General features: G+C 69.5%; 20 protein-coding genes. 11 read left to right on the top strand and 9 right to left on the bottom strand.

Going from position 1 to position 18,933, the window contains the following annotated elements:
• Nucleotides 1-174: 174 nt before the first annotated feature.
• Nucleotides 175-990, bottom strand: a complete 816-nt coding sequence (locus tag ACWGIC_RS06940; RefSeq protein ID WP_452074991.1) for an exodeoxyribonuclease III — start codon at nt 988-990, stop codon at nt 175-177.
• A 64-nt stretch (nt 991-1,054) separates the two neighbouring features.
• Here ACWGIC_RS06940 and ACWGIC_RS06935 point away from each other — a divergent pair, with 64 nt between their 5' ends.
• Nucleotides 1,055-1,786, top strand: a complete 732-nt coding sequence (locus ACWGIC_RS06935) for an MBL fold metallo-hydrolase (protein ID WP_452074952.1) — start codon at nt 1,055-1,057, stop codon at nt 1,784-1,786.
• A gap of 391 nt (nt 1,787-2,177) precedes the next feature.
• Here the strand turns inward: ACWGIC_RS06935 and ACWGIC_RS06930 are convergent, their stop codons facing one another.
• A complete protein-coding gene (locus ACWGIC_RS06930; protein ID WP_452074951.1) occupies nt 2,178-2,489 on the bottom strand; it encodes an SH3 domain-containing protein in 312 nt (103 codons plus the stop codon).
• Between the two features lie 191 nt (nt 2,490-2,680).
• A complete protein-coding gene (locus ACWGIC_RS06925; protein WP_037816160.1) occupies nt 2,681-3,904 on the bottom strand; it encodes an NADP-dependent isocitrate dehydrogenase in 1,224 nt (407 codons plus the stop codon).
• Between the two features lie 237 nt (nt 3,905-4,141).
• On the opposite strand from ACWGIC_RS06925, the gene ACWGIC_RS06920 reads away from it, so the two are divergent.
• Genes ACWGIC_RS06920 through ACWGIC_RS06910 form a run of 3 tightly spaced genes read left to right on the top strand, consistent with a single transcriptional unit; the run spans nt 4,142 to nt 5,650 of the window.
• The gene (locus ACWGIC_RS06920; protein WP_452074950.1) at nt 4,142-4,618 is read left to right on the top strand and encodes a hypothetical protein; all 477 of its coding nucleotides are present in this window, start codon (nt 4,142-4,144) and stop codon (nt 4,616-4,618) included.
• Between the two features lie 37 nt (nt 4,619-4,655).
• The gene (locus tag ACWGIC_RS06915; RefSeq protein WP_452074949.1) at nt 4,656-5,021 is read left to right on the top strand and encodes a DUF2203 family protein; all 366 of its coding nucleotides are present in this window, start codon (nt 4,656-4,658) and stop codon (nt 5,019-5,021) included.
• A gap of 29 nt (nt 5,022-5,050) precedes the next feature.
• Nucleotides 5,051-5,650: a class I SAM-dependent methyltransferase gene (locus ACWGIC_RS06910; RefSeq protein WP_452074948.1), complete on the top strand. Its 600-nt coding sequence runs from the start codon at nt 5,051-5,053 to the stop codon at nt 5,648-5,650.
• An 85-nt stretch (nt 5,651-5,735) separates the two neighbouring features.
• Here ACWGIC_RS06910 and ACWGIC_RS06905 read toward each other — a convergent pair whose 3' ends face one another.
• Nucleotides 5,736-6,149 (bottom strand): DUF2000 family protein, encoded by a 414-nt coding sequence (locus ACWGIC_RS06905; RefSeq protein WP_452074947.1) that lies wholly within the window; start codon nt 6,147-6,149, stop codon nt 5,736-5,738.
• Between the two features lie 50 nt (nt 6,150-6,199).
• Between ACWGIC_RS06905 and ACWGIC_RS06900 the strand changes: the two genes are divergently transcribed.
• The 4 genes from ACWGIC_RS06900 to ACWGIC_RS06885 all read left to right on the top strand — a co-directional run bounded on the left by ACWGIC_RS06900 (nt 6,200) and on the right by ACWGIC_RS06885 (nt 8,699).
• Complete coding sequence (locus tag ACWGIC_RS06900; protein WP_452074946.1) at nt 6,200-6,961, top strand: AraC family transcriptional regulator; 762 nt, start codon at nt 6,200-6,202, stop codon at nt 6,959-6,961.
• Nucleotides 6,962-6,988: 27 nt separating this feature from the next.
• Entirely contained in the window at nt 6,989-7,570 is a 582-nt protein-coding gene (locus tag ACWGIC_RS06895; protein WP_452074945.1) for an HhH-GPD-type base excision DNA repair protein, read from the top strand.
• 102 nt (nt 7,571-7,672) lie between these two features.
• Complete coding sequence (locus tag ACWGIC_RS06890) at nt 7,673-8,323, top strand: DUF433 domain-containing protein (protein WP_452074944.1); 651 nt, start codon at nt 7,673-7,675, stop codon at nt 8,321-8,323.
• Nucleotides 8,313-8,699: a PIN-like domain-containing protein gene (locus ACWGIC_RS06885; RefSeq protein ID WP_452074943.1), complete on the top strand. Its 387-nt coding sequence runs from the start codon at nt 8,313-8,315 to the stop codon at nt 8,697-8,699. The genes ACWGIC_RS06890 and ACWGIC_RS06885 overlap by 11 nt, the downstream gene beginning before the upstream one ends.
• An 18-nt stretch (nt 8,700-8,717) precedes the next feature.
• On the opposite strand, the gene ACWGIC_RS06880 is transcribed toward ACWGIC_RS06885, so the two are convergent.
• Nucleotides 8,718-9,362 carry a spermine/spermidine synthase domain-containing protein gene (locus tag ACWGIC_RS06880; protein ID WP_452074942.1) on the bottom strand — a complete coding sequence of 215 codons (645 nt, stop codon included), beginning with the start codon at nt 9,360-9,362 and terminating at the stop codon, nt 8,718-8,720.
• A gap of 13 nt (nt 9,363-9,375) precedes the next feature.
• The gene (locus ACWGIC_RS06875) at nt 9,376-10,566 is read right to left on the bottom strand and encodes an MFS transporter (RefSeq protein ID WP_452074941.1); all 1,191 of its coding nucleotides are present in this window, start codon (nt 10,564-10,566) and stop codon (nt 9,376-9,378) included.
• 109 nt (nt 10,567-10,675) lie between these two features.
• On the opposite strand from ACWGIC_RS06875, the gene ACWGIC_RS06870 reads away from it, so the two are divergent.
• Nucleotides 10,676-10,999, top strand: a complete 324-nt coding sequence (locus ACWGIC_RS06870; protein ID WP_452074940.1) for an ArsR/SmtB family transcription factor — start codon at nt 10,676-10,678, stop codon at nt 10,997-10,999.
• Nucleotides 11,000-11,184: 185 nt separating this feature from the next.
• Nucleotides 11,185-12,363 (top strand): MFS transporter, encoded by a 1,179-nt coding sequence (locus tag ACWGIC_RS06865; protein ID WP_354742391.1) that lies wholly within the window; start codon nt 11,185-11,187, stop codon nt 12,361-12,363.
• 10 nt (nt 12,364-12,373) lie between these two features.
• Here the strand turns inward: ACWGIC_RS06865 and ACWGIC_RS06860 are convergent, their stop codons facing one another.
• Both ACWGIC_RS06860 and ACWGIC_RS06855 read right to left on the bottom strand, forming a co-directional pair.
• Complete coding sequence (locus ACWGIC_RS06860; protein WP_452074939.1) at nt 12,374-12,685, bottom strand: DUF3017 domain-containing protein; 312 nt, start codon at nt 12,683-12,685, stop codon at nt 12,374-12,376.
• Entirely contained in the window at nt 12,685-13,539 is an 855-nt protein-coding gene (locus ACWGIC_RS06855; protein ID WP_037356515.1) for a bifunctional methylenetetrahydrofolate dehydrogenase/methenyltetrahydrofolate cyclohydrolase, read from the bottom strand. The genes ACWGIC_RS06860 and ACWGIC_RS06855 overlap by 1 nt, the downstream gene beginning before the upstream one ends.
• A 274-nt stretch (nt 13,540-13,813) precedes the next feature.
• On the opposite strand from ACWGIC_RS06855, the gene ACWGIC_RS06850 reads away from it, so the two are divergent.
• Nucleotides 13,814-18,268 (top strand): glycohydrolase toxin TNT-related protein, encoded by a 4,455-nt coding sequence (locus ACWGIC_RS06850; protein ID WP_452074938.1) that lies wholly within the window; start codon nt 13,814-13,816, stop codon nt 18,266-18,268.
• A gap of 77 nt (nt 18,269-18,345) precedes the next feature.
• Here ACWGIC_RS06850 and ACWGIC_RS06845 read toward each other — a convergent pair whose 3' ends face one another.
• Nucleotides 18,346-18,933, bottom strand: coding sequence for a pentapeptide repeat-containing protein (locus tag ACWGIC_RS06845; protein WP_452074937.1), 588 nt, complete (start codon nt 18,931-18,933; stop codon nt 18,346-18,348).

The raw sequence follows: 18,933 nt of genomic DNA, 5'->3' as shown, positions 1-18,933 counted from the left end.
ACCGTGGGCACCCCTGCCGTCTCGGTGTCGTCGGTGGTCAGCGCCGTGCACTGGCCGCGGGACCACGCACAGTGGCGCTAACTCCGGCGAAACCGGACAGACTCATCCTTCAGAACAAACCCGAACTACTCTCCGCAGGTTATTCACCAACTAGTCATCAGCGGGAAACCGGGCTCAGCCCGCGAACGGCACGTCGTACTTGGCGGTGACCGGCGCGTGGTCCGACCAGCGCTGGTCGTAGGACTCCGCCCGTTCGACCACCACCGACTTCACCTTCTCCGCGAGGCCGGGGGTCGCCAGCTGGCAGTCGATGCGCCAGCCCGAGTCGTTGTCGAACGCCTTGCCCCGGTAGGACCACCACGTGTACGGGCCGGGGCCCTCGGGGTCGAGACGGCGCTGGACGTCGACGTAGCCCGCCTCGTAGACGCGACCCAGCCATTCGCGTTCCTCGGGCAGGAACCCGGAGTTCTTCTGGTTGCCACGCCAGTTCTTGAGGTCGACCGTGTCGTAGGCGATGTTCCAGTCGCCCACCACGACGACCTCCCGCCCCTCCGCGGCCGCCTTCGCGCGCAGTTCGACCAGGTACGGCAGGAACGCGGCCATGAAACGTTCCTTCTCGTCCTGCCGCTCGGTGCCGACGTCGCCGCTCGGCAGGTACAGGCTCGCCACCACCACGCCGGGCAGGTGCATTTCCAGGTACCGCCCGCTGTCCTCGAACTCCGGTTCGCCGAACCCGGTCCGCACCTCGTCCGGCTCGACGCGGCTGTACAGCGAAACCCCGTTGCGCCCCTTCGCGGACGAGGGCGCGTGCGCGGCGAACCACCCCTCCGGCGCGACGACGGACGCGGGCAGTTGCGCGGCCTCGGCCCGCACTTCCTGGCACGCGACGACATCCGCCTCAGTGGCGGCCAGCCACTCGACGAAGCCCTTCTTGACGGCAGCCCGGAGGCCATTGACGTTGACAGTGGAGACGATCAGCACCCCGCGCACGCTACCCGCCGGGTCCGACAAATTTCCGCGCACGGCGGCTCTGGCGAGGTTCAGAATGACCGCCATGCCCCGACTGACTGTGCTCGGCAGCTGCGGAGCCTGGCCGGAGCCCGGCCGCGCCTGCGCCGGATTCCTGCTGTCCCACGAGGATTTCCACGTCGCACTCGACCTCGGCTACGGAGCCGCGCCGCAGCTCTTCCGGCACGTGCCCGCCGATCGGCTCGACGCGATCGTCGTGACGCACGAGCATCCCGACCACCTCGCGGACGTCAGCGCGCTCGGCAGGGCCCGCCACTACACGACCGACCGCGCGCTCCCGCTGCACTGCACGCCCGGCTGCGTGCGCCGGCTCGCCGCGATGGAGCCCAATCCGGCTCCCGGCGAGATCTTCGACCTGCACGACCTCGGCCCGGAGACCGACCTAGGCCCGTTCCGCCTCACTACAGCTCTCCTGCCGCACCACGTACCGAATTACGGAGTCCGGCTCACCACACCCGGCTACACCCTCGCCTACACGGGCGACACCGGTCCCGCTCCGCAACTGGCGGACTTGGCCCGCGACGCCGACATCCTCATCTGCGAAGCCACCCTCCAGGGCGCGCCACCGGACGATCCTCGCTACCTGATGACCGCCACGGAAGCAGGCCGGCTCGCCACCGAGGCGAATGTCCGGACGTTGCTGCTCACGCATTTCTGGCCGGGTTCCGACCGGGCGGTTTCGGTCGCCGAAGCCCGCGCCGAGTTCGCCGGGGAAGTGCTTGCCGCCGAAGAAGGACTCATGCTGAATCACGCATAATTGTCCGCCGCGGAAAACAATCGCGATCAATCGCCGGACAACCCGCCGAACGCTTTCGCTCCGACGCAAACAGAAAGAGCAAGTACCACAAAGGAGTCCGGCAATCGCACACGTTCCAGGCCGTACGGGTGCATCGATTCAACCGACCGGCCGTACTCCCGGTTGGACACACCGAAACCGTCCCACCACATGAGACGAACCACGAACGAGAGGTGCTCCCACTCGGACGCGCCCGCGAACCAGATTCCGTGACCGTTCAGTCCCAGGCGAACCATGCGACGCAACGAACCCAGCAACCACGCGAACCTAAGCGCGGCAAGCCACTCCGCGAGGACCAGCGGATACCCGCCGGGCGCTCAACGCCTCAGCCAGCCGTCAGCACGAACCGGACTCAGCACTTGGCCCCGGAAACCGGCGTCACGAAACTGTCCGCGACCCACTTGCCGTCGGCGACCTTCCGGAACCCGTTCTGCACCACGGGTTGTGCGTCGAATTCCGCGCCGCGCAAGTACTTCCCGATGACTTTCCCGTTCCCCGCAGCGGTTTCCCGCGCGTTGAGCACGTCGGCGGTCACCGAGACCTTGCAGCCGGTCGGGGATCCCTGCGCGTCGGCCTGGCCTTTCTGGCCGAACGCGTAGATGACCACGACCGCCGCGATGACTCCGATAATAATCAGTGTCTTCTTGGGCAAACCCAGAATCACGGCCGCTCCTCAGTCGCGAAAAACCCCTCGTCCAGAGTAGGCAGTCCGGCCGCACCCGGACAGGCCCTCGCTCCCATTCCACCCGGAGGTGCCAATCCTGTCATCGACACAACACGAAGAGTGACAAAAAAGAGAAGGGCACCTCGGAAGACTCCTCCGAGGTGCCCTTCTCTCTAACGGCTAAAGAAAGATCAGCCCTGCGCGATCTTCTTGGCCAGGTTCTCGTCCAGCGTCGCGAGGAAGTCCTCGGTCGTCTGCCATTCCTGGTCCTTGCCGACCAGCAGCGCGAGGTCCTTCGTCATCTTGCCGCCCTCGACGGTGTCGACGACGACCTGCTCCAGCTTGTTCGCGAAGCCGATCAGCTCGGAGTTGCCGTCCAGCTTGCCGCGGTGCTCGAGGCCGCGGGTCCACGCGTAGATCGAGGCGATCGGGTTCGTGGAGGTCGGCTTGCCCTGCTGGTGCTGGCGGTAGTGCCGGGTGACCGTGCCGTGCGCGGCCTCGGCCTCGACGGTCTTGCCGTCCGGCGTGCGCAGCACCGAGGTCATCAGGCCGAGCGAACCGAAGCCCTGCGCGACGGTGTCGGACTGGACGTCGCCGTCGTAGTTCTTGCACGCCCAGACGTAGCCGCCCTCCCACTTGAGCGACGCGGCGACCATGTCGTCGATCAGCCGGTGCTCGTAGGTGATGCCCTTGGCGTCGAAGTCCGACTTGAACTCGGTCTCGAAGATCTCCTGGAACACGTCCTTGAACATGCCGTCGTAGGCCTTCAGGATCGTGTTCTTGGTCGACAGGTAGACCGGGTACTCGCGGTCGAGGCCGTACTGCAGCGACGCGCGCGCGAAGTCCTCGATCGACTTGCGGTAGTTGTACATCCCCATCGCGACGCCGCCGCCCTCGGGGAAGTTCGCGACCTGGAACTCCATCGGCTCGGAGCCGTCTTCGGGGGTGTAGGTCATCGTCAGGGTGCCCGGGCCGGGGACCTTGAAGTTGGTGGCCTTGTACTGGTCGCCGTGCGCGTGCCGGCCGATGATGATCGGCTTGGTCCAGCCGGGTACCAGCCGGGGGACGTTCCGCATGACGATCGGCTCGCGGAAGATCACGCCGCCGAGGATGTTGCGGATGGTCCCGTTCGGGGACACCCACATCTTCTTGAGGCCGAACTCCTCCACGCGCGCCTCGTCGGGCGTGATCGTGGCGCACTTGACGCCGACGCCGTGCTGCTTGATGGCGTTGGCGGCGTCGACCGTGATCTGGTCGTCGGTGCGGTCCCGCTCCTCGATGCCCAGGTCGTAGTAGTCCAGGTTCACGTCCAGGTACGGGTGGATCAGCTTGTCCTTGATGAACTGCCAGATAATGCGGGTCATCTCGTCGCCGTCGAGTTCGACAACGGTGCCCTGGACCTTGATCTTGGCCATGAGCAGCGGTGCTCCTTCCGCGGATCTTCGCGTTCGCTTCTTCGCTCTCCGATAGCGGTACAAGCGTACTGCTTAACAGAGCTGGATAGTTCCAGAAGTGGTCGGAATCAAGTCTCTACCACCCTTGACCCGTCCCTCAGACCGGGCACGATCCGGCGGATCCGGCCACCGGCGAGGGGAACCGGACGGGCCCGGCGATCATCCCATCGCGTAACCACAGCCTGGGAGGTCACCACCATGTCGTACCCCGCGCCCTACCCCGCCCAACCGGCGATGACAGCCCCGCCGGGCAGCCGCGCCGTGGCGCGCCTGCTGAGCGGGCTGTCCGGTCTCTTGCTCACCCCGATCGCGCTCGGCGTGCTGGCTTACGGCGGCTACCGCCAGCAGACCCAGGTGTCCACGACCTTCGCCGAACACGGCGACAGCCTCGGCACCACGCTGATGGTGATCGGCGCGCTGTTGCTGGCCGGAGTCGCCGTGCTCGGCGCGTGGTCGTCGGCCGGCCCGGTCGTCGGCGGGGTGGTCTGGGGCGTGCTGCCCGGCGCGATCACGCTGGTGTCGCCGAGGACAGGAATCGACCTGATGCGCCTGCTGCCGAGCGACGAACTGGCCGCCGGATTCGCCGGCTGGCTGATGTCCGGCGCACTGCTCGGCACCGGATTTCTGCTGGTCGGCGCGGGCGTGGCGGCGACGATGGCGCGTCGGCGCAGGTAGCGGCAGAACGGCTCGGGCCCGGTGAGACTATTTGCAGATGGGATTGTTCACCGTAGCCGAGGCCCGCGCCGAACTCGCCCGGTTGCTTCCCGTGCTCGCCGAGCTGATCCGGGTCCGCGCCGATGCCGCGGAGCTCGCCGCGTCCCTGCGCCCGGGCGGACGGGACACCAGCCTCGGCGGCCTGCCGGAATGGAAGGCCGCGCAGGCGAGGCTGGACGACCTGATGACCGCGATCCAGGCGACCGGGGCCGAGCTGAAGGGGTTCGCCCCGCTGCTCGTGGACTTCCCGGCCTCGCTCGACGGCGACGACGTGCTGTTGTGCTGGCTCGAGGGAGACCGCGAACTGTCCTGGTACCACCGGGCCGACCTCGGGTTCGCCGGCCGTCGCCGGTTGCCCGGATAATCACTGGTCAGGCGCACTACGGTGACCTGGTGAGCACACTTTTCGACGCCGACGCGGCGGGATACGACGAAGACACCTTCCATCCGTACGTGGCCGAGCAGCTGATCGGTGGCCTGGCCCCGAAGCCGAATCTCCTGGTCGACGTCGCCGCCGGCACCGGCGCGGCAGCCTTCGCGGCCTTGCGGCTGGACCCCGCCGCCGTGTTCGCGATCGACCTCTCCCCCGCGATGATCGAGATCGCCCGGGCCAAGTCCGCCGACCGCGACCCGGACGGCCGGATCTCGTGGCACGTCGGATCCGCGGTACCGCTGCCGATCGGCGACGGCGAGGCCGACGCGGTCGTCTGCGCGTCCGCGCTGCACTTCCTCGGCCCGTCCGCACTGGCCGACTGGCGGCGAGTGCTGCGCCCGGGCGGCAAACTGGCGTTCAGCATGGTGTCGTCGGAGCGCTTCAAGCCGACCGGCAAGTTCGCCGACGTGATCCCGCGAGACCTGCGCGTCCCGGGCACCCTCGACGAAGCCGCCGCGCTGGCCACCGACGCCGGGTTCAGCTCGGCGACGGCGCAGCACGTGACGCTCGATCAGGGCGACCGGGTACGGCAGGTTTTCGCCGTGTTCGCGGAGGCTTAGCCATCTCGCCGCGGGCGGCGAAGTCGTAGCAGCGCAACCGTTTACGACCTGCGCGCGATGCCTCGCCGCCCGGGCGAAACCCCATTCAGCCGTGCAGCCGCGCACCCTTGAGGATCTTGTCCACCGCGTTTTTCGGGCCGTGCACAGCCATCCCCGCCAACGCCAGCTTCTCCCTCGGCACCGCACGCACCGCCGCGCGGTTGTCGACGTCATTGCCGGTCTGGAACAGCTCGTCGGTGAAGATCGAGAACCGCAGACCTCGCGTGAGCGTCCGGCTGTGCGCCAGCGAGAGCGTCTCGGCGGTATCCGCGAACACGAGCACCGGCTGGCGGAACATCGGCAGGTACTCGGTGTCGTCGGCGTCGAGGTAGGGCTCGCCGATCAGCTCGGGCGTCGTGTGGGCCACGCCGCTCACCAGGAACGCCGTGACGTTCAGCCGTTGCCACGAGGCCAAGTCGTCCCGCAGCAGCACGGCGATCTTCGTGTCGAATCGGTTCATGCGAAGCAGCATCGGCTCGGCACGGCTTGCAGGTCTTGTACGTTCTGAACATGACGGTGTCGGCCTGGCGTCCTTCGGTGCCCGGAATCGCCGAGGCGTTCCACGCCCGGTTCACCGATCACGCCTACCCCGCGCACACGCATGACACCTGGACGCTGCTGATCGTCGACGACGGCGTGATCAGCTACGACCTCGACCGGCACCACCACGGCGCACTCAGCACAGCTGTCACGCTGCTGCCGCCGAACGTCGCGCACGACGGTCGCGCCGCGACCAGCCACGGCTTCCGCAAACGCGTGCTCTACCTCGACGCCGACGTGCTCGGCGACGATCTGATCGGAGCCGCCGTCGACCAGCCGAGCCTGCCGGATCCGTTGCTGCGCACCAGAATCCACCAGTTGCACCAGTCGCTCGCCGAACCGCTGGAAGCCGAAAGCCGCCTCGCCCTGGTCGCTCAGCGGCTGCGCACCCACCTCGGCCGCCCGGACGTCGCGCCACCCGACCGCAGCCTCGCCGACGACCTGCGCGACCTCCTCGACGCGCGCCTGCCCGATTCGCTGACGCTGGCCGACGCTTCGGAACTGTTGGGCGCGCATCCCGTCCACCTGGTCCGCGCCTTCGGCCGCCGCTTCGGGCTGCCGCCGCACCGGTACGTCACCGGCCGCCGGGTCGACCACGCCCGCCGTCTCCTGCTCGACGGCACCCCGCCCGCCGCCGTCGCCGCCACCGCAGGGTTCACCGACCAAGCGCACCTGACCCGGCACTTCCGCCGCTACCTCGGCACCACCCCCGCCCGCTTCGCACGCGGCTGACCGGGCGGTTTGTGCGAAGATGACGCCATGCTGCGCGAACTGCACCTGACCGGCGACCCGGCGGCCGACAAGCTGCTCAACGACGACCCGTTCGCCCTGCTCACCGGGATGCTCCTGGACCAGCAGTACCCGATGGAGCACGCCTTCGCGGGCCCGCGGAAGATCGCCGACCGGATGGACGGCTTCGACCTGCGCAAGATCGCCGCGACGGACGTCGACAAGTTCGTCGAGATGTGCGTGGTCCCGCCGGCGATCCACCGCTACGGCGGTTCGATGGCCCGCCGGGTGCACGCGCTCGCACTGCACATCATCGAGAACTACGACGGGAAAACCGAAGGCATCTGGCTCGACGGCCGCCCCAAGCCGGACGGCGAAGAAGTGCTGAAGCGGCTCAAGGCGTTGCCCGGGTTCGGCGAGCAGAAGGCGAAGATCTTCCTGGCGCTGCTGGGCAAACAGCGCGGGGTGGCCCCGAAGGGCTGGCGAGAAGCCGCCGGCGCGTACGGCGACCGCGGCTCGCGTCGGTCCATTGCGGACGTGACGGACGCCAAGACGCTCGGCGAGGTGCGCGCGTTCAAGAAGGCCGCGAAGGCCGCCGCCAAGGCGAACTGACTCAGCCCCGCGCGAACACGCAGATCTCGATCCACCCGGCAACCAGGCAAACCGATACAGTGGATCCTGTCGAGGACGAATCCACATCATGAAGGAGGGGCCGTGGTCGACAAGTTCGCCGATCCTCTGCTGACTCCTAAAGAGGTGGCTCGGCATCTGCAGATTCCTCGGTCCACTATGTACGGCTGGCTTGGAGAGAAGGCTGACGGCGCACCGTTGGTCCATCATGTCGAGCCAGAGCGACATGGCAGACCTTCAGTGCCGTTCGTCGCGGTGATCGAGACGTACGTGCTCCGGGCGCTGCGTGATCTCGGTCTGACCAAGCGAAAGATCCGTGACGCTGCGGCCGAAGTCCGGCGGTCTTTTCACACGCCCTACGCGCTCGCGACGAAGCAGATCGCAACAGACGGTGTGGACATCTTCCTCCACTATGCGGACGGCGATCTTGCGCGCGTTGGTGACGGCCAGCGGCCGTTCCGCGAGATCATCAACGACTACCTGCACTTCATCGAATGGGACACCGCAGACGGTTTCGCCGGAAGCCTTCGTCTCCGGCAGTACCCGGATCTGGCACCCGTAGTGATCGATCCTCGATTCGGCTGGGGAACGCCTGTCGTCGAATCGACCAAGGTCCCGGTCGACGCCGTTGTCGACCTCTGGTTGGCAGGTGAGTCCTTCACCGACGTCGCTTACGAATACGGTCTCACTTCGGAACAAGTCGAAGCGATCTGCAGAGTAGGCCGTGCGGCCTGAGTTTTTCCTTGATCGAGGGCTGGGGCGACGGTTGGCCGAAGAGCTGACTGACCTCGGCTGGGTTGTGCACCGAGCAGCAGAGCACTTCCCGGACGACGCCCAGTATGTCGCGGACGAGGACTGGCTGGATTATGGCTTGGCCCGGGGCTGGTCGCCATTGTGCAAAGACGGCCGAATCAAGGGTCGAGATTGGGAACGCGCACCTCTGGAAACGTACCGTGGGGTTCTCTTCTACCTCGACAACCAACGCCTTCGAGTTGACGACATGGTGGCGCGCTTCGAGCAGCACCGACACGCGATCTACCAAGCCGTCGCGCACGGCGGCCCCCGGGCGTACGCAGTCGGAGCGCAGGGACTTCGTAAAACTTGGCCTTAGCCGGTCAGGCGAACTGACTCAGCCCCGCGCGAACCAAACCACGTCCGGTTCCCCGCGCGGCACCGGAATCTCCACCACGTCCACCTCGGCGAACCGCTCCCGCAACCGAGCCGTGAACCCCGGTGCCGCGCCCGCGCTCCACACCGCCAGCACCCCTCCCGGACGCAGCAGCTGAGACAGCCGCGCCAAACCGGAAGCCGCGTACAGCGAGGCGTTCCCCTCGGTGACTGTCCACTCTGGACCGTTGTCGATGTCCAGGCACAGCGCGTCGAACGTGTCGCCCGTCGTGCGCAGCCACTCCAGCAGATCGGCCTCGACCACGCTCACCCGCGGATCGTCCAGTGCCGCGCCGTGGACCTCGCGCAGCGGACCGGTGCGGTTCCAGGCGATCACCGCGGGCTCGCGTTCCACCACCACGACCTCGGAGACCGCGGGATGGTCCAGCGCGGCGCGCAGCGAGAACCCGACGCCGAGGCCGCCGATCAGCATTCGCGCGCCGGAGGCGAGCCGGTCGGCCGCTCCGGTCACGAGCAGCCGTTCCGACTCGCCGTTGCGGGTGTCCATGAGGAACATCCCGTTTTCGATCACCTCGAACTCGGCGCCGTCGCGCCGCAGCACCAGCTCGCCGCCGCGCCCGGACACGGTTTCCAGTACCTCCGCCACGCCCGGCAGCTTCTCAGACCGCGACCTCCTCGCGGACCTCAGCCCGCTTCCGCGAGCCCCAGAAGAACACGACCACGAGCATCGCCGCGGCGGCGAGGATCGCCGCGATCTCCGGCAGGACGGTCGGCCCGGCCGAGGTCAGCACCGCGCCGCCGACGACGCCGGACAGCCCGACGCCCAGGTAGATCGCCGACGCGTTGAGCGACAGCGCGAGACCGGCGTGCCCCGGCGACAGTTCGATGAGCCGGTGCTGCAGCGGCGGGCTGAACGACCAGTTCGCCAAACCCCACACGAACAACGTGATCCCGGCCCCGACGACGGTCGTCGCGGTGAACGGCAGCAGCACCATCACGGCGGTGAACCCGATGAGCACGATCAGCAGCGGCTTGCGCGCACCCCACCGGTCGGCCGCGCGGCCCCCGGCGAAGTTGCCGATCGCGCCGCCGATGCCGTAGCAGAACAGCAGCACCGTGATCGTCCCGCCGGAAACCCCTGCCGTCGCGGACAGCACCGGCGACACCAGCGTGTAGACCATGAACGCGGCCAGGCAGGCGAGCGTGGTGGTGACCAGCAGCGCGACGACCCGCTTGTCCCGCGCGACCGCGAACCGCTCAGCGAGCCCGACCACCGGCGGCGGCGCGACCTTCGGCAGCGCGACCCGCACCCCGAGCGCGCCGAGCGCCGAGAGGATGCCGACGAAGAGGAAAGCGCCCTCGTAACCGAACTGCTGGGAAATCACGCTGCCCAGCGGAACGCCGAAGATCAACGCGATGGTGAGCCCGCCGAACACCAGCGAAACGGCTCGCCCGCGACGTTCCGGCGTGGTCAGCTCCGCGGCGACGGCAGTGGCGGCTGGGGTGTAGACGGCGGCTCCGATCGCCGTGACGACCCGTGCGATCAGCAGCGTGGTGTACCCGGGCGCGACGGCCGCGAAGATGTTCCCGACCGCGGCCACCGCGAGCGCGGCGACCAGCAGCGTGCGCCGTTCCCACCGGCCAGTGGCGGCGGCGAACAACGGCGAGCCCACCGCGTACGCGATGGCGAACGAGGTGACGAGCTGCGCCGCGGCCGTCGCGGAGATGTGCAGCTCGGAGGTCAGCGCCGGCAACAGCCCGGCCACGATGTAGCCGCTGGTGCCGACGCCGAAGGCCCCGAACGCGAGCACCGAGTTCCGGGCCGCCGCCGAGGACGAGACGCTGGACATGAATGTCCCCCCAATGAGACCTGAACGGATAGTTCGACGAACGTCGTAGTTCGACAATGACCGTACACGGACCCTCCGACAATTTCGAGAGCCGTCGTACTATGGACGCATGCCCGCTCACGCGTCCCTCCCGCCGCTCGTCTATCCGGACCGCGACGAGATCACCGTCGAAGCGGTGCTGCGCGCGCTGGCCGACCCGGTGCGGCTGGCGATGGTCCGGCAGCTGGCGAACTCCGAAACGGAGATCTCGTGCAGCGGATTCGAGGTGCCGGTGACCAAGTCCACACTCACCCATCACCTCGCGACGCTGCGCCAAGCCGGCGTGATCGTCGGCCGCCAGGTAGGCACCACGCGGTACAACTCCTTGCGCCGCAACGATCTCGACGCGCTGTTCCCCGGCCTGCTCGACGGCGTGCTGGCCGCGCCGCGCTGAGCGGTCGCGCTACGTGGCGGGCCTCACCCGAATACCGGGATGACAAGGCCGCCCTCCATCGGTTCAACTAGAGCGAGACAGCACGACGACGTCGGGGCTGTCTAGTTTTTTGCCCTCGTTCTAAAGCGCTTCAGAAGCCTGTGACCCAGGCGCTGAGAAATCGATTTCTTCAGGAAGGGAGAGCCGTGCCCGTCGCGTTGCTCGCGCTCGCCGTCGGTGCCTTCGGCATCGGTACCACCGAGTTCGTGATGATGGGTGTGCTGCCTCTGACCGCCGCGGACTTCCACATCGACATCCCGTCCGCGGGCTACTTCATTTCCGCCTACGCGCTCGGCGTGGTGATCGGCGCGCCGCTGCTCACCGCACTGGCCGTCCGGCTGCCGCGCAAGACCATGCTGCTGGCGATGATGGGCCTGTTCACGGTCGGCAACGCACTGTTCGCGCTGTCGCCGAACCAGGACTTCGGCATCGCGTTCCGGTTCCTCGCCGGGCTGCCGCACGGCGCGTTCTTCGGGGCCGGCGCGGTCGTCGCGTCCAGCCTCGCGCAGCCGGGCCAGCGCGCGAAGGCCGTGTCGATGATGTTCATGGGCCTGACGCTGGCGAACGTCATCGGCGTTCCGCTCGGCACGCTGCTCGGCCAGCAGGTCGGCTGGCGCGCGACGTTCGGCGTCGTCGCGGTGATCGGCCTGCTCGCGATCGCCGCCATCGCGAAACTGGTGCCGCACCAGGGCCGCCCGGCCGACCCGTCGATCCGCGGCGAACTGGGCGCGTTCCGCCGCCCGCAGGTGTGGCTGGCGCTGGCGATCGTGATGTTCGGCCTCGGCGGCGTGTTCGCCTGCATGTCCTACATCGCGCCGATGTTGACCGACGTCGCCGGATACTCGCCCGCCAACGTGACGGTGCTGCTCTCGCTGGCCGGTGTCGGCATGACGATCGGCAACTACCTCGGCGGACGGCTCGCGGACAAGAAGCTGATGCCGAGCCTGTACGTCGCGCTGCTCTCGCTGGCGACCGTGCTCGCGATCTTCACCGTGACCGCGCAGGGCAAGGTCGGCGCGGCGATCACGATCTTCTTCGTGGGGGTCGCGGGCTTCATGATCGGCCCGATGATGCAGGCGCGGATCATGGAGAAGGCGGGCGGCACGCCGTCGCTGGTCTCGGCCGCGGTGCAGTCGGCGTTCAACATCGCCAACTCGATCGGCGCGTACCTCGGCGGTCTGGTCATCGCGGGCGGGCTCGGCCTGCTGGCCCCGAACTGGGTCGGCGCGCTGCTGGCCGTGCTCGGTGTGTCGATCGCCGCAGTGTCCGGACTGCTGGACCGGCGCGAGGCGCGAGTCCAGAAGGAACTCGCGCTCGCGTCCTGACGGTCTTTGCCTAGGAGGACGCGTCGAACGGGCCGCCGACGATCGACAGCGAGATGTAGAGCACCGCGGCGCACAACGCGCCGTAGGTGAGGATGTCGACGGCCTTGCCGCGAATCGCGAGCAACCCGACGCGCTCCTCCGGCAGCACCGCGCGCAGCACACCGGCCACGAACAGGGCTATGCCGACCAGCGCCGCGCCCTCGCGCCAGTGGTACTGCAGAGCCCGCACCACGGCCGCCGCCAGCAGCAGCATGATCACCGCGAACGGCACGTGGACGAGCCAGGGACGATCGCTGCGGTGCCGTTGCCCGGTCATCGCCATCAGCGGGCGGCCGCGCGTTCCGCAGCCTCGACCACGTTGGTGACCAGCATCGCCCGCGTCATCGGACCCACGCCGCCGGGGTTCGGCGACAGCCAGCCGGCCACCTCGGCGACCGCCGGGTCGACGTCGCCGGTGAGCTTGCCGTCCACATGCGAAACGCCGACGTCCAGCACCGCCGCGCCAGGCTTCACCATGTCCGGCTTGATGATCCCGGGCACGCCCGCCGCGGCGATCACGATGTCCGCGCGGCGCACCTCGGCGGCAAGGTCGCGCGTGCCGGTGTGGCAGAGCGTGACAGTGGAGTTCTCGCTGCGCCGGGTGAGCAGCAGGCCGAGCGTGCGGCCGACAGTGATGCCGCGGCCGACGACGGTGACCTGCGCGCCGTTCAGTTCGACACCGTGCCGCTTGAGCAGCTCGATGATCCCGTACGGAGTGCACGGCAGCGCGCCCGGTTCGCCGAGCACGAGCCGGCCGAGGCTGATCGGCGCGAGGCCGTCAGCGTCCTTCTCCGGGTCGATGCGCTCCAGGACGCGGTTCGCGTCGAGGTGCTTCGGCAGCGGCAGCTGGACGAGATAGCCGTGACAGGCCGGGTCCGCGTTCAGCTCGTCGATGACGGCCTCGAGCTTCTCCTGCGAGATGTCCGCGGGCAGGTCGCGGCGGATCGAGTTGACGCCGATCTTCGCGCTGTCCGCGTGCTTCATCTTCACGTAGGAGTGGGAACCGGGGTCGTCGCCGACCAGCACCGTGCCCAGCCCAGGGGTGATCCCCTTCTCCGCGAGCGCGGCCACCCTCGGGCGCAGCTCTGCGAAAATGGCGTTCTTCGTGGCCTTGCCGTCGAGAATCTTCGCCGTCACGGCGGCCATTGTCGCAGAGCCGCCGCGGACCGCCGGTCAGGAGTGGGTTCTGCACTCTGTGTTGCCACGACACCACCCGATCGGCCCGCGCGTCTTACGTCGAATCAGCCGTCCCGGGTCTTAAGCTGGAGAGGCTCCACCGCATCACCCACCCTGGCGTGTGACCCGTGCCATATCGCGTCCGCCGAGGTCAGCGGGCTCGTCCACCGGCCCGAGGGTGGCAAAAGCCCTATGCGGGGTGCGTTCGTGCGCGCGAACAGTCAAAATGTTCTCTGTGGCACAACCGACGACGCAGCTGAACGCGACGGAGCAGGACACTCTGGTCAAGCAGATCGGGCTGGCCCTGCTGCGCGCCGCCCCGCGCGACTGGCGCAAAGTCTCCGCGGAGTACCGAGCGGTCGGCAGGTACCACGAGCTGACCGGCGAGATCGTGCTCGAGGACGGCTCCGCTCAGGAATGGATCGCGACGCACGACATCGCGACCCTTTTCGGGAGACTCCGCGCAGGCATGTACCGCGACGGCCGCGGCACCTGGTTCAACGCGCGCTACCAGCTGGACCACCCCTCCAGCTACAACCTCGAGTACAACCGCGACGAGCCGGGATGGCATCTCGCCCCGCCGCCCCAGGCGTACTCCGACGAGCTGCGGATGTTCCCGCGCACCGAGGAGAACGTCCCTGAGTGGCTGATCCGCCGGATGTCCGGCCTCGGCCCGGAACAGCCCGGACCGCACTTCCGCATCGCGCGGATCTTCGACACCATCGGCCCGGCAGGCCGCCCGGTCATCAACCGCCCTGACCTCGACGTCGACGAGCAGGACCGGCTGCTGGACTACCTGGACCACGCGCCTGTCGTGGTCCAGGACCGCGGCTACGACATCGACCGGCTCGCTCAGACTCCCGAAGCGACGGTCCCGGTCGCCTTCCACAGCGACGGCCACTGGATCTGGCCCGCCGCGGTGAACTTCTACCTCCGCACGTACGGCGTCTCGCCGGAAGCGGACCTGATCGAGCACATCCGGGCCAACGCGTTCCAGCTTCCTCAGGTGGACGAGCTGACCCTGCAGGGCGCGGCGGCGTATCTGACTCGCGGGAGCCAGACTCCGCAGCAGCGGCCCGCTCCTGGAGCGGGAGGACCTGGTGGTCCCGGTGGGCCCGGTGGCGCTCCTGGCGGGCCTGGGGCTGGCGGGCCGAACGGTGCTGGCGGACCTGGTGCGCAGAACGGCGTTGGCGGGCCCGGTGGCGCTGGCGGTTTCGATTCCAACGGGCCTGGTGCTGACGCTCCCGGTGGCCCTGGCGCAGCGGGACTTGGCGCGGCTGCCGCAGCTGGGCTGGGCGCCGCTGGTGCGGGCGCAGCCGCGCTCGGCGCGAACGACGGCCCCGGTTTCGACGAGTTCGGCTCCCGAGGCGGCCCGCACGGACCCGGTGCGCCCGGTGCGCCCGGCGGACCAGGCAGCCCCGACCGGCTCGACCCGGCCAATGACTTCGGCGGCCCCGAATCCGGCAGGCCCGGCGGGCCAGGAGCCCCTGGTGCCGACCGGCGCGGCCTGGCCAGCGAATTCGGCGGAGCGGAGCCCGGCAGGCCCGGCGGCCCTGGTCCCGATCGGCACGCTCCGGCCAGCGACTTCCGCGACCCGGAGTCCAGCAGGCCCGGCCCCGATCGGCATGGCCCAGCCAACGACTTCGACAACCCCGAACCCGGCGGCCCAGGCGACCCCCGCGCCGACCGGCGTGGCCCAGCCAATGACTTCGGCAGTCCCGAATCCGGCCGCCCCGGCGGACCAGGCAGCCCCGGCCCCGACCGGCGTGCTCCGGCCAGCGACTTCCGCGACCCGGAGTCCGGCAGGCCCGGCGCCGACCGGCACGGCCCAGCCAGCGACTTCGGCGTCCCCGAATCCGGCCGCCCCGGCGGACCAGGCAGCCCCGGCCCCGACCGGCACGCTCCGGCCAGCGACTTCGACAGCCCCGAACCCGGCGGCCCAGGTGACCCCCGCGCCGACCGGCATGGCCCAGCCGACGAGTTCGACCACCGCGATTCCGGCAGGCCCGGCGCGGCTGGCCGACCGGACAGCTTCCACCCCGCCGACGAATTCGGCGGCCCTGGCCAGCCCGGTGCGGCGGAAGAACCCGGCTTCGACGATCGCAGCGGCTCGGACGATCCCTTCGAGCCCGGCGGCCCAGCCGAACGAGGCGGTTCGAGCAGGCGCGACCGGCCGGGTCCGCAGGGCCCCGGCGGGCAAGGCGCTCCAGGTTCCGCAGGCGGCGTCGAGATGCCGAGCGGTCCGCAGGGCACGAGGGTGTCCGCCCCGGTGTCCGGTGGGCCGGACAGCCCCGGCGGGTCGCACGGCCTGGGCGTAGCCGCTGCTGCGGCCGGAGCGGCGGGCGTCGCCGGCGCGGTGGGAGCTGCCGCGGGCAATGCCCACGCCGAACCCGGGCACCCGCACGAGGCTGGTTACGACGAGCACCACGAGGCATCCGGCTACGACGACCACGCCCAGGACGGTTACGACCAGCACGGTCAGGCCAGCGGTTACGACCAGCCCGGCCACGCCGAGGACTACGACCAGCACGGCGAGGGCTACGACGAGCCCGGCCACGACGGCTACCGCACATCCCACGACGACTACGACGAATCCGCACCGCACGATGCCCGCGGATACGACGCCGAGCCGCACGGGTACGACGAAGCCGAGAGCGCTTACTCCGACCAGCACGGGTACGAGGACGCCGCATCTCACGAGGCCGGTTACGCCGATCAGCACGGTCACGACCAAGCGGGTTACGACGAGCCCGCGCACCACGTCGACGACCGCGGCACAGCGGGCGACTACGACGACGCGCACGGGTACGACGACCACCTCGACGCGCACGGGAGCAAGATCCCCGGCGTCGGCGCGTTCGAGCAGCCTGCTGCCCCGAGCGCGGAGGACGGGCTTGTCGGCACGGATGGTCTCATCGGTGCGGGCGGACTCACCGGTGCGGACAACGCGCCGGAAGACTCCCGCGCCGGAGACCAAGAGGGCGGTCGCCGACGGGCTCAGCCGGACGCTGAAGCGGACGACAGCCGTCGGGAAGACTCGCGGCTGGCCACCGAGGAAGGTGGACGGCGCAGCGCAGAACCCGATGCCCAGGCTGAGCCCGCGGACGAACACGGGAGCCACGTCGGCGCGGCTGCGGCCGGGATCGCCGCGGCCGGTGGGCTGGCCGCGGCGGGTCTTGTCGCCGCGCACGGTCGAGGTCGCGAGAAGGAGGCCGAGGGTCGCCACGGCACCGCGCCGGAGCATCCTGACGAGCCGCCGTTCGAGCAGGACTTCGACGGCGCGCAGTACGACCGTTACGACGACGGTCATTACGACGACGAGGACCACACCGACGTCCACCACGACCTCGTCCCCAGCCGCAACGGCTCCGGTCCGGACGACGAGGACGACACTGACGTCCACCGGCCGGTCGACGCCGAGCACGACGAGCCGGTGCTCTTCACGCACGGCAACGAACCGTCCCGCGACGACGACGAGCAGCGTGCCGAACTGTTCACGCACTCCGGTGGTTACGAGGACGACAACCGCCGCGAGGCCGACTACGACGCTGGCCCGCCCACCGCGATGATCATGCCGGGGTCCGAGATCCCCGGCGGGCTTCCGGTGCCGGAGATGCCGGTGCCCCCGCCGTCCGGCGGGCGGCGCGCGGCACGGGAGCAGGCCGAACCGGCCCCGGTCGCGCGGCGGGAACAGCCCGCCCAGCCGGAGCTGGCCGAACTGCAGGCGAAGCTCGACGAGCTGAACGTGCCCGAGGCCGCGTACCGGCTCGGCGGCCCCACCGAACGCGGGTGGAGCGTCGAGCAGGTGGGCGAAGGCTGGCGCGTCGGCTGGTACGACGGCGAGCTGATCAACCCGGCGGTGTTCGGCGACGCGGAGGACGCCGCGGCGTTCATGCTCGGCAAGGTGCTGCTGTACCCAGACGGGTACATCCCGGCGGAAGCCCCCGCACCGGCTGAGCCAGTCGCGGAAGCCCCGAAGCCGCCGGTGGTGGCGACGCTGTCGCCGGAGGTCGCGACGGGCTCGTTCCCGGTGCGTCCGCGCGAGAACGTGCCGCCGCAGGAGCAGACCGCGTTCACGCCTGCCGACCAGCTGCTGGCCGACGATGAGCCGCCGGCCCGGCAGACTCCGCCGCCAGCTCCGCCGACGCAGATCGCGGCACCGGTGAGCCCGCCGACCCAGGTGGCTCCCCCGGTCAGTGCCCCGCCGACGCAGATCGCCTCGCCGGTCAGCGCACCGCCCACCCAGGTCGCGCCGCCGGTCGGCCCGCCGCCGCGGCGGGAACCGCCGGTGCGGCGCGAGGAACCGGTGCGCGCCAACGGAACCGGCGGCAGCGGGCAGTGGCCGATCGCGCCGCTGTCCGGGGAACCGCCGCTGACCCTGTTCCGCGGCAAGGAACTGCGCGAACTGCCCGCGGGCAGCGAGCTGGACCGCTTCGGCGGCCCGAACGGCAACCTGACCTACGCGGCGGGCACCCCGTTCGAGGAGCGTTCGCTGGTGCCGGAGTGGGTGAACCGGCCGTACCACGTGTACCGGGTGCAGCGGCCGCTCGAAACCCTCGCCGGGGTCGCGATCCCGTGGTTCAACCAGCCGGGCGGCGGGTCGGCGTACCTGCTCCCGGCGAGCATCGAGGAACTGCTCGCCGAGGGCGACCTGATCGAACTCGACCCGGGCGAACCGCCGATCGACTGAGGACGCTGAGGGCATTGAGGGCACGGAAGAGGGGCGGGGCCAGCGGGCTTCGCCCCTTTTCCGTGCCCGGAAACGCGTTACTTGACGACTAAGCCATGGGCCGCGGCGAACGCCACCGCCAGTTCGACGTCCACGTAAGCGCCACGCAGATCCGCCTGCACCAGCCCGTTCGCGTCGACCGCCGCGCCGCGCAGGTCGGCCCCGGGAAGTTTCGTGCCGATCATCCGGGCCCCGGACAGATCCGTGCCTCGCAGATCGGAATCCGTCAGATCTGCCTCGTTGAGGTTCACTTCCCGCATCCGCAGCCCCGACAGGTCCAGTTTCCGCAACCGGCCGCGCGCGAACGACGCCAGCGACAGATCGCATTCGGTCAGCGCGATCCCGGTGTACCGGCAGTCCACAAAGGACGAGCCAAGCAACGAGCACGACGACCATCGGCTGTCTGCGAGCACCGAGCGGTCGAAGGTGCACGAACGGAACGCCGACGCGTCGTGCCGCGAACCGGCGAGATCCACCTTGGTGAAATCGCAGTTGTCGAAGGTGCAGCCGCGAGTGCGCAGGTCGCGCAGGTCCGCCTCGGTGAAATCGCAACCCACGAACTGGCGTTTTTCCCACCACTGGCCGGAAAGTCGCGCTTCGGTGTAGTCCTCGCCGGTCTCCGTCAC

The organism is Amycolatopsis sp. NPDC054798 (assembly GCF_053611505.1).
This window is presented reverse-complemented; position numbering and strand designations above follow the sequence as displayed.

Bases quoted from the DNA above. Each gene is read 5' to 3' on its own strand.
- ACWGIC_RS06935 (WP_452074952.1), top strand. From the start codon at position 1,055: ATGCCCCGACTGACTGTGCTCGGCAGCTGCGGAGCCTGGCCGGAGCCC.
- ACWGIC_RS06925 (WP_037816160.1), bottom strand. From the start codon at position 3,904: ATGGCCAAGATCAAGGTCCAGGGCACCGTTGTCGAACTCGACGGCGAC.
- ACWGIC_RS06920 (WP_452074950.1), top strand. From the start codon at position 4,142: ATGTCGTACCCCGCGCCCTACCCCGCCCAACCGGCGATGACAGCCCCG.
- ACWGIC_RS06915 (WP_452074949.1), top strand. From the start codon at position 4,656: ATGGGATTGTTCACCGTAGCCGAGGCCCGCGCCGAACTCGCCCGGTTG.
- ACWGIC_RS06905 (WP_452074947.1), bottom strand. From the start codon at position 6,149: ATGAACCGATTCGACACGAAGATCGCCGTGCTGCTGCGGGACGACTTG.
- ACWGIC_RS06900 (WP_452074946.1), top strand. From the start codon at position 6,200: ATGACGGTGTCGGCCTGGCGTCCTTCGGTGCCCGGAATCGCCGAGGCG.
- ACWGIC_RS06895 (WP_452074945.1), top strand. From the start codon at position 6,989: ATGCTGCGCGAACTGCACCTGACCGGCGACCCGGCGGCCGACAAGCTG.
- ACWGIC_RS06875 (WP_452074941.1), bottom strand. From the start codon at position 10,566: ATGTCCAGCGTCTCGTCCTCGGCGGCGGCCCGGAACTCGGTGCTCGCG.
- ACWGIC_RS06870 (WP_452074940.1), top strand. From the start codon at position 10,676: ATGCCCGCTCACGCGTCCCTCCCGCCGCTCGTCTATCCGGACCGCGAC.
- ACWGIC_RS06860 (WP_452074939.1), bottom strand. From the start codon at position 12,685: ATGGCGATGACCGGGCAACGGCACCGCAGCGATCGTCCCTGGCTCGTC.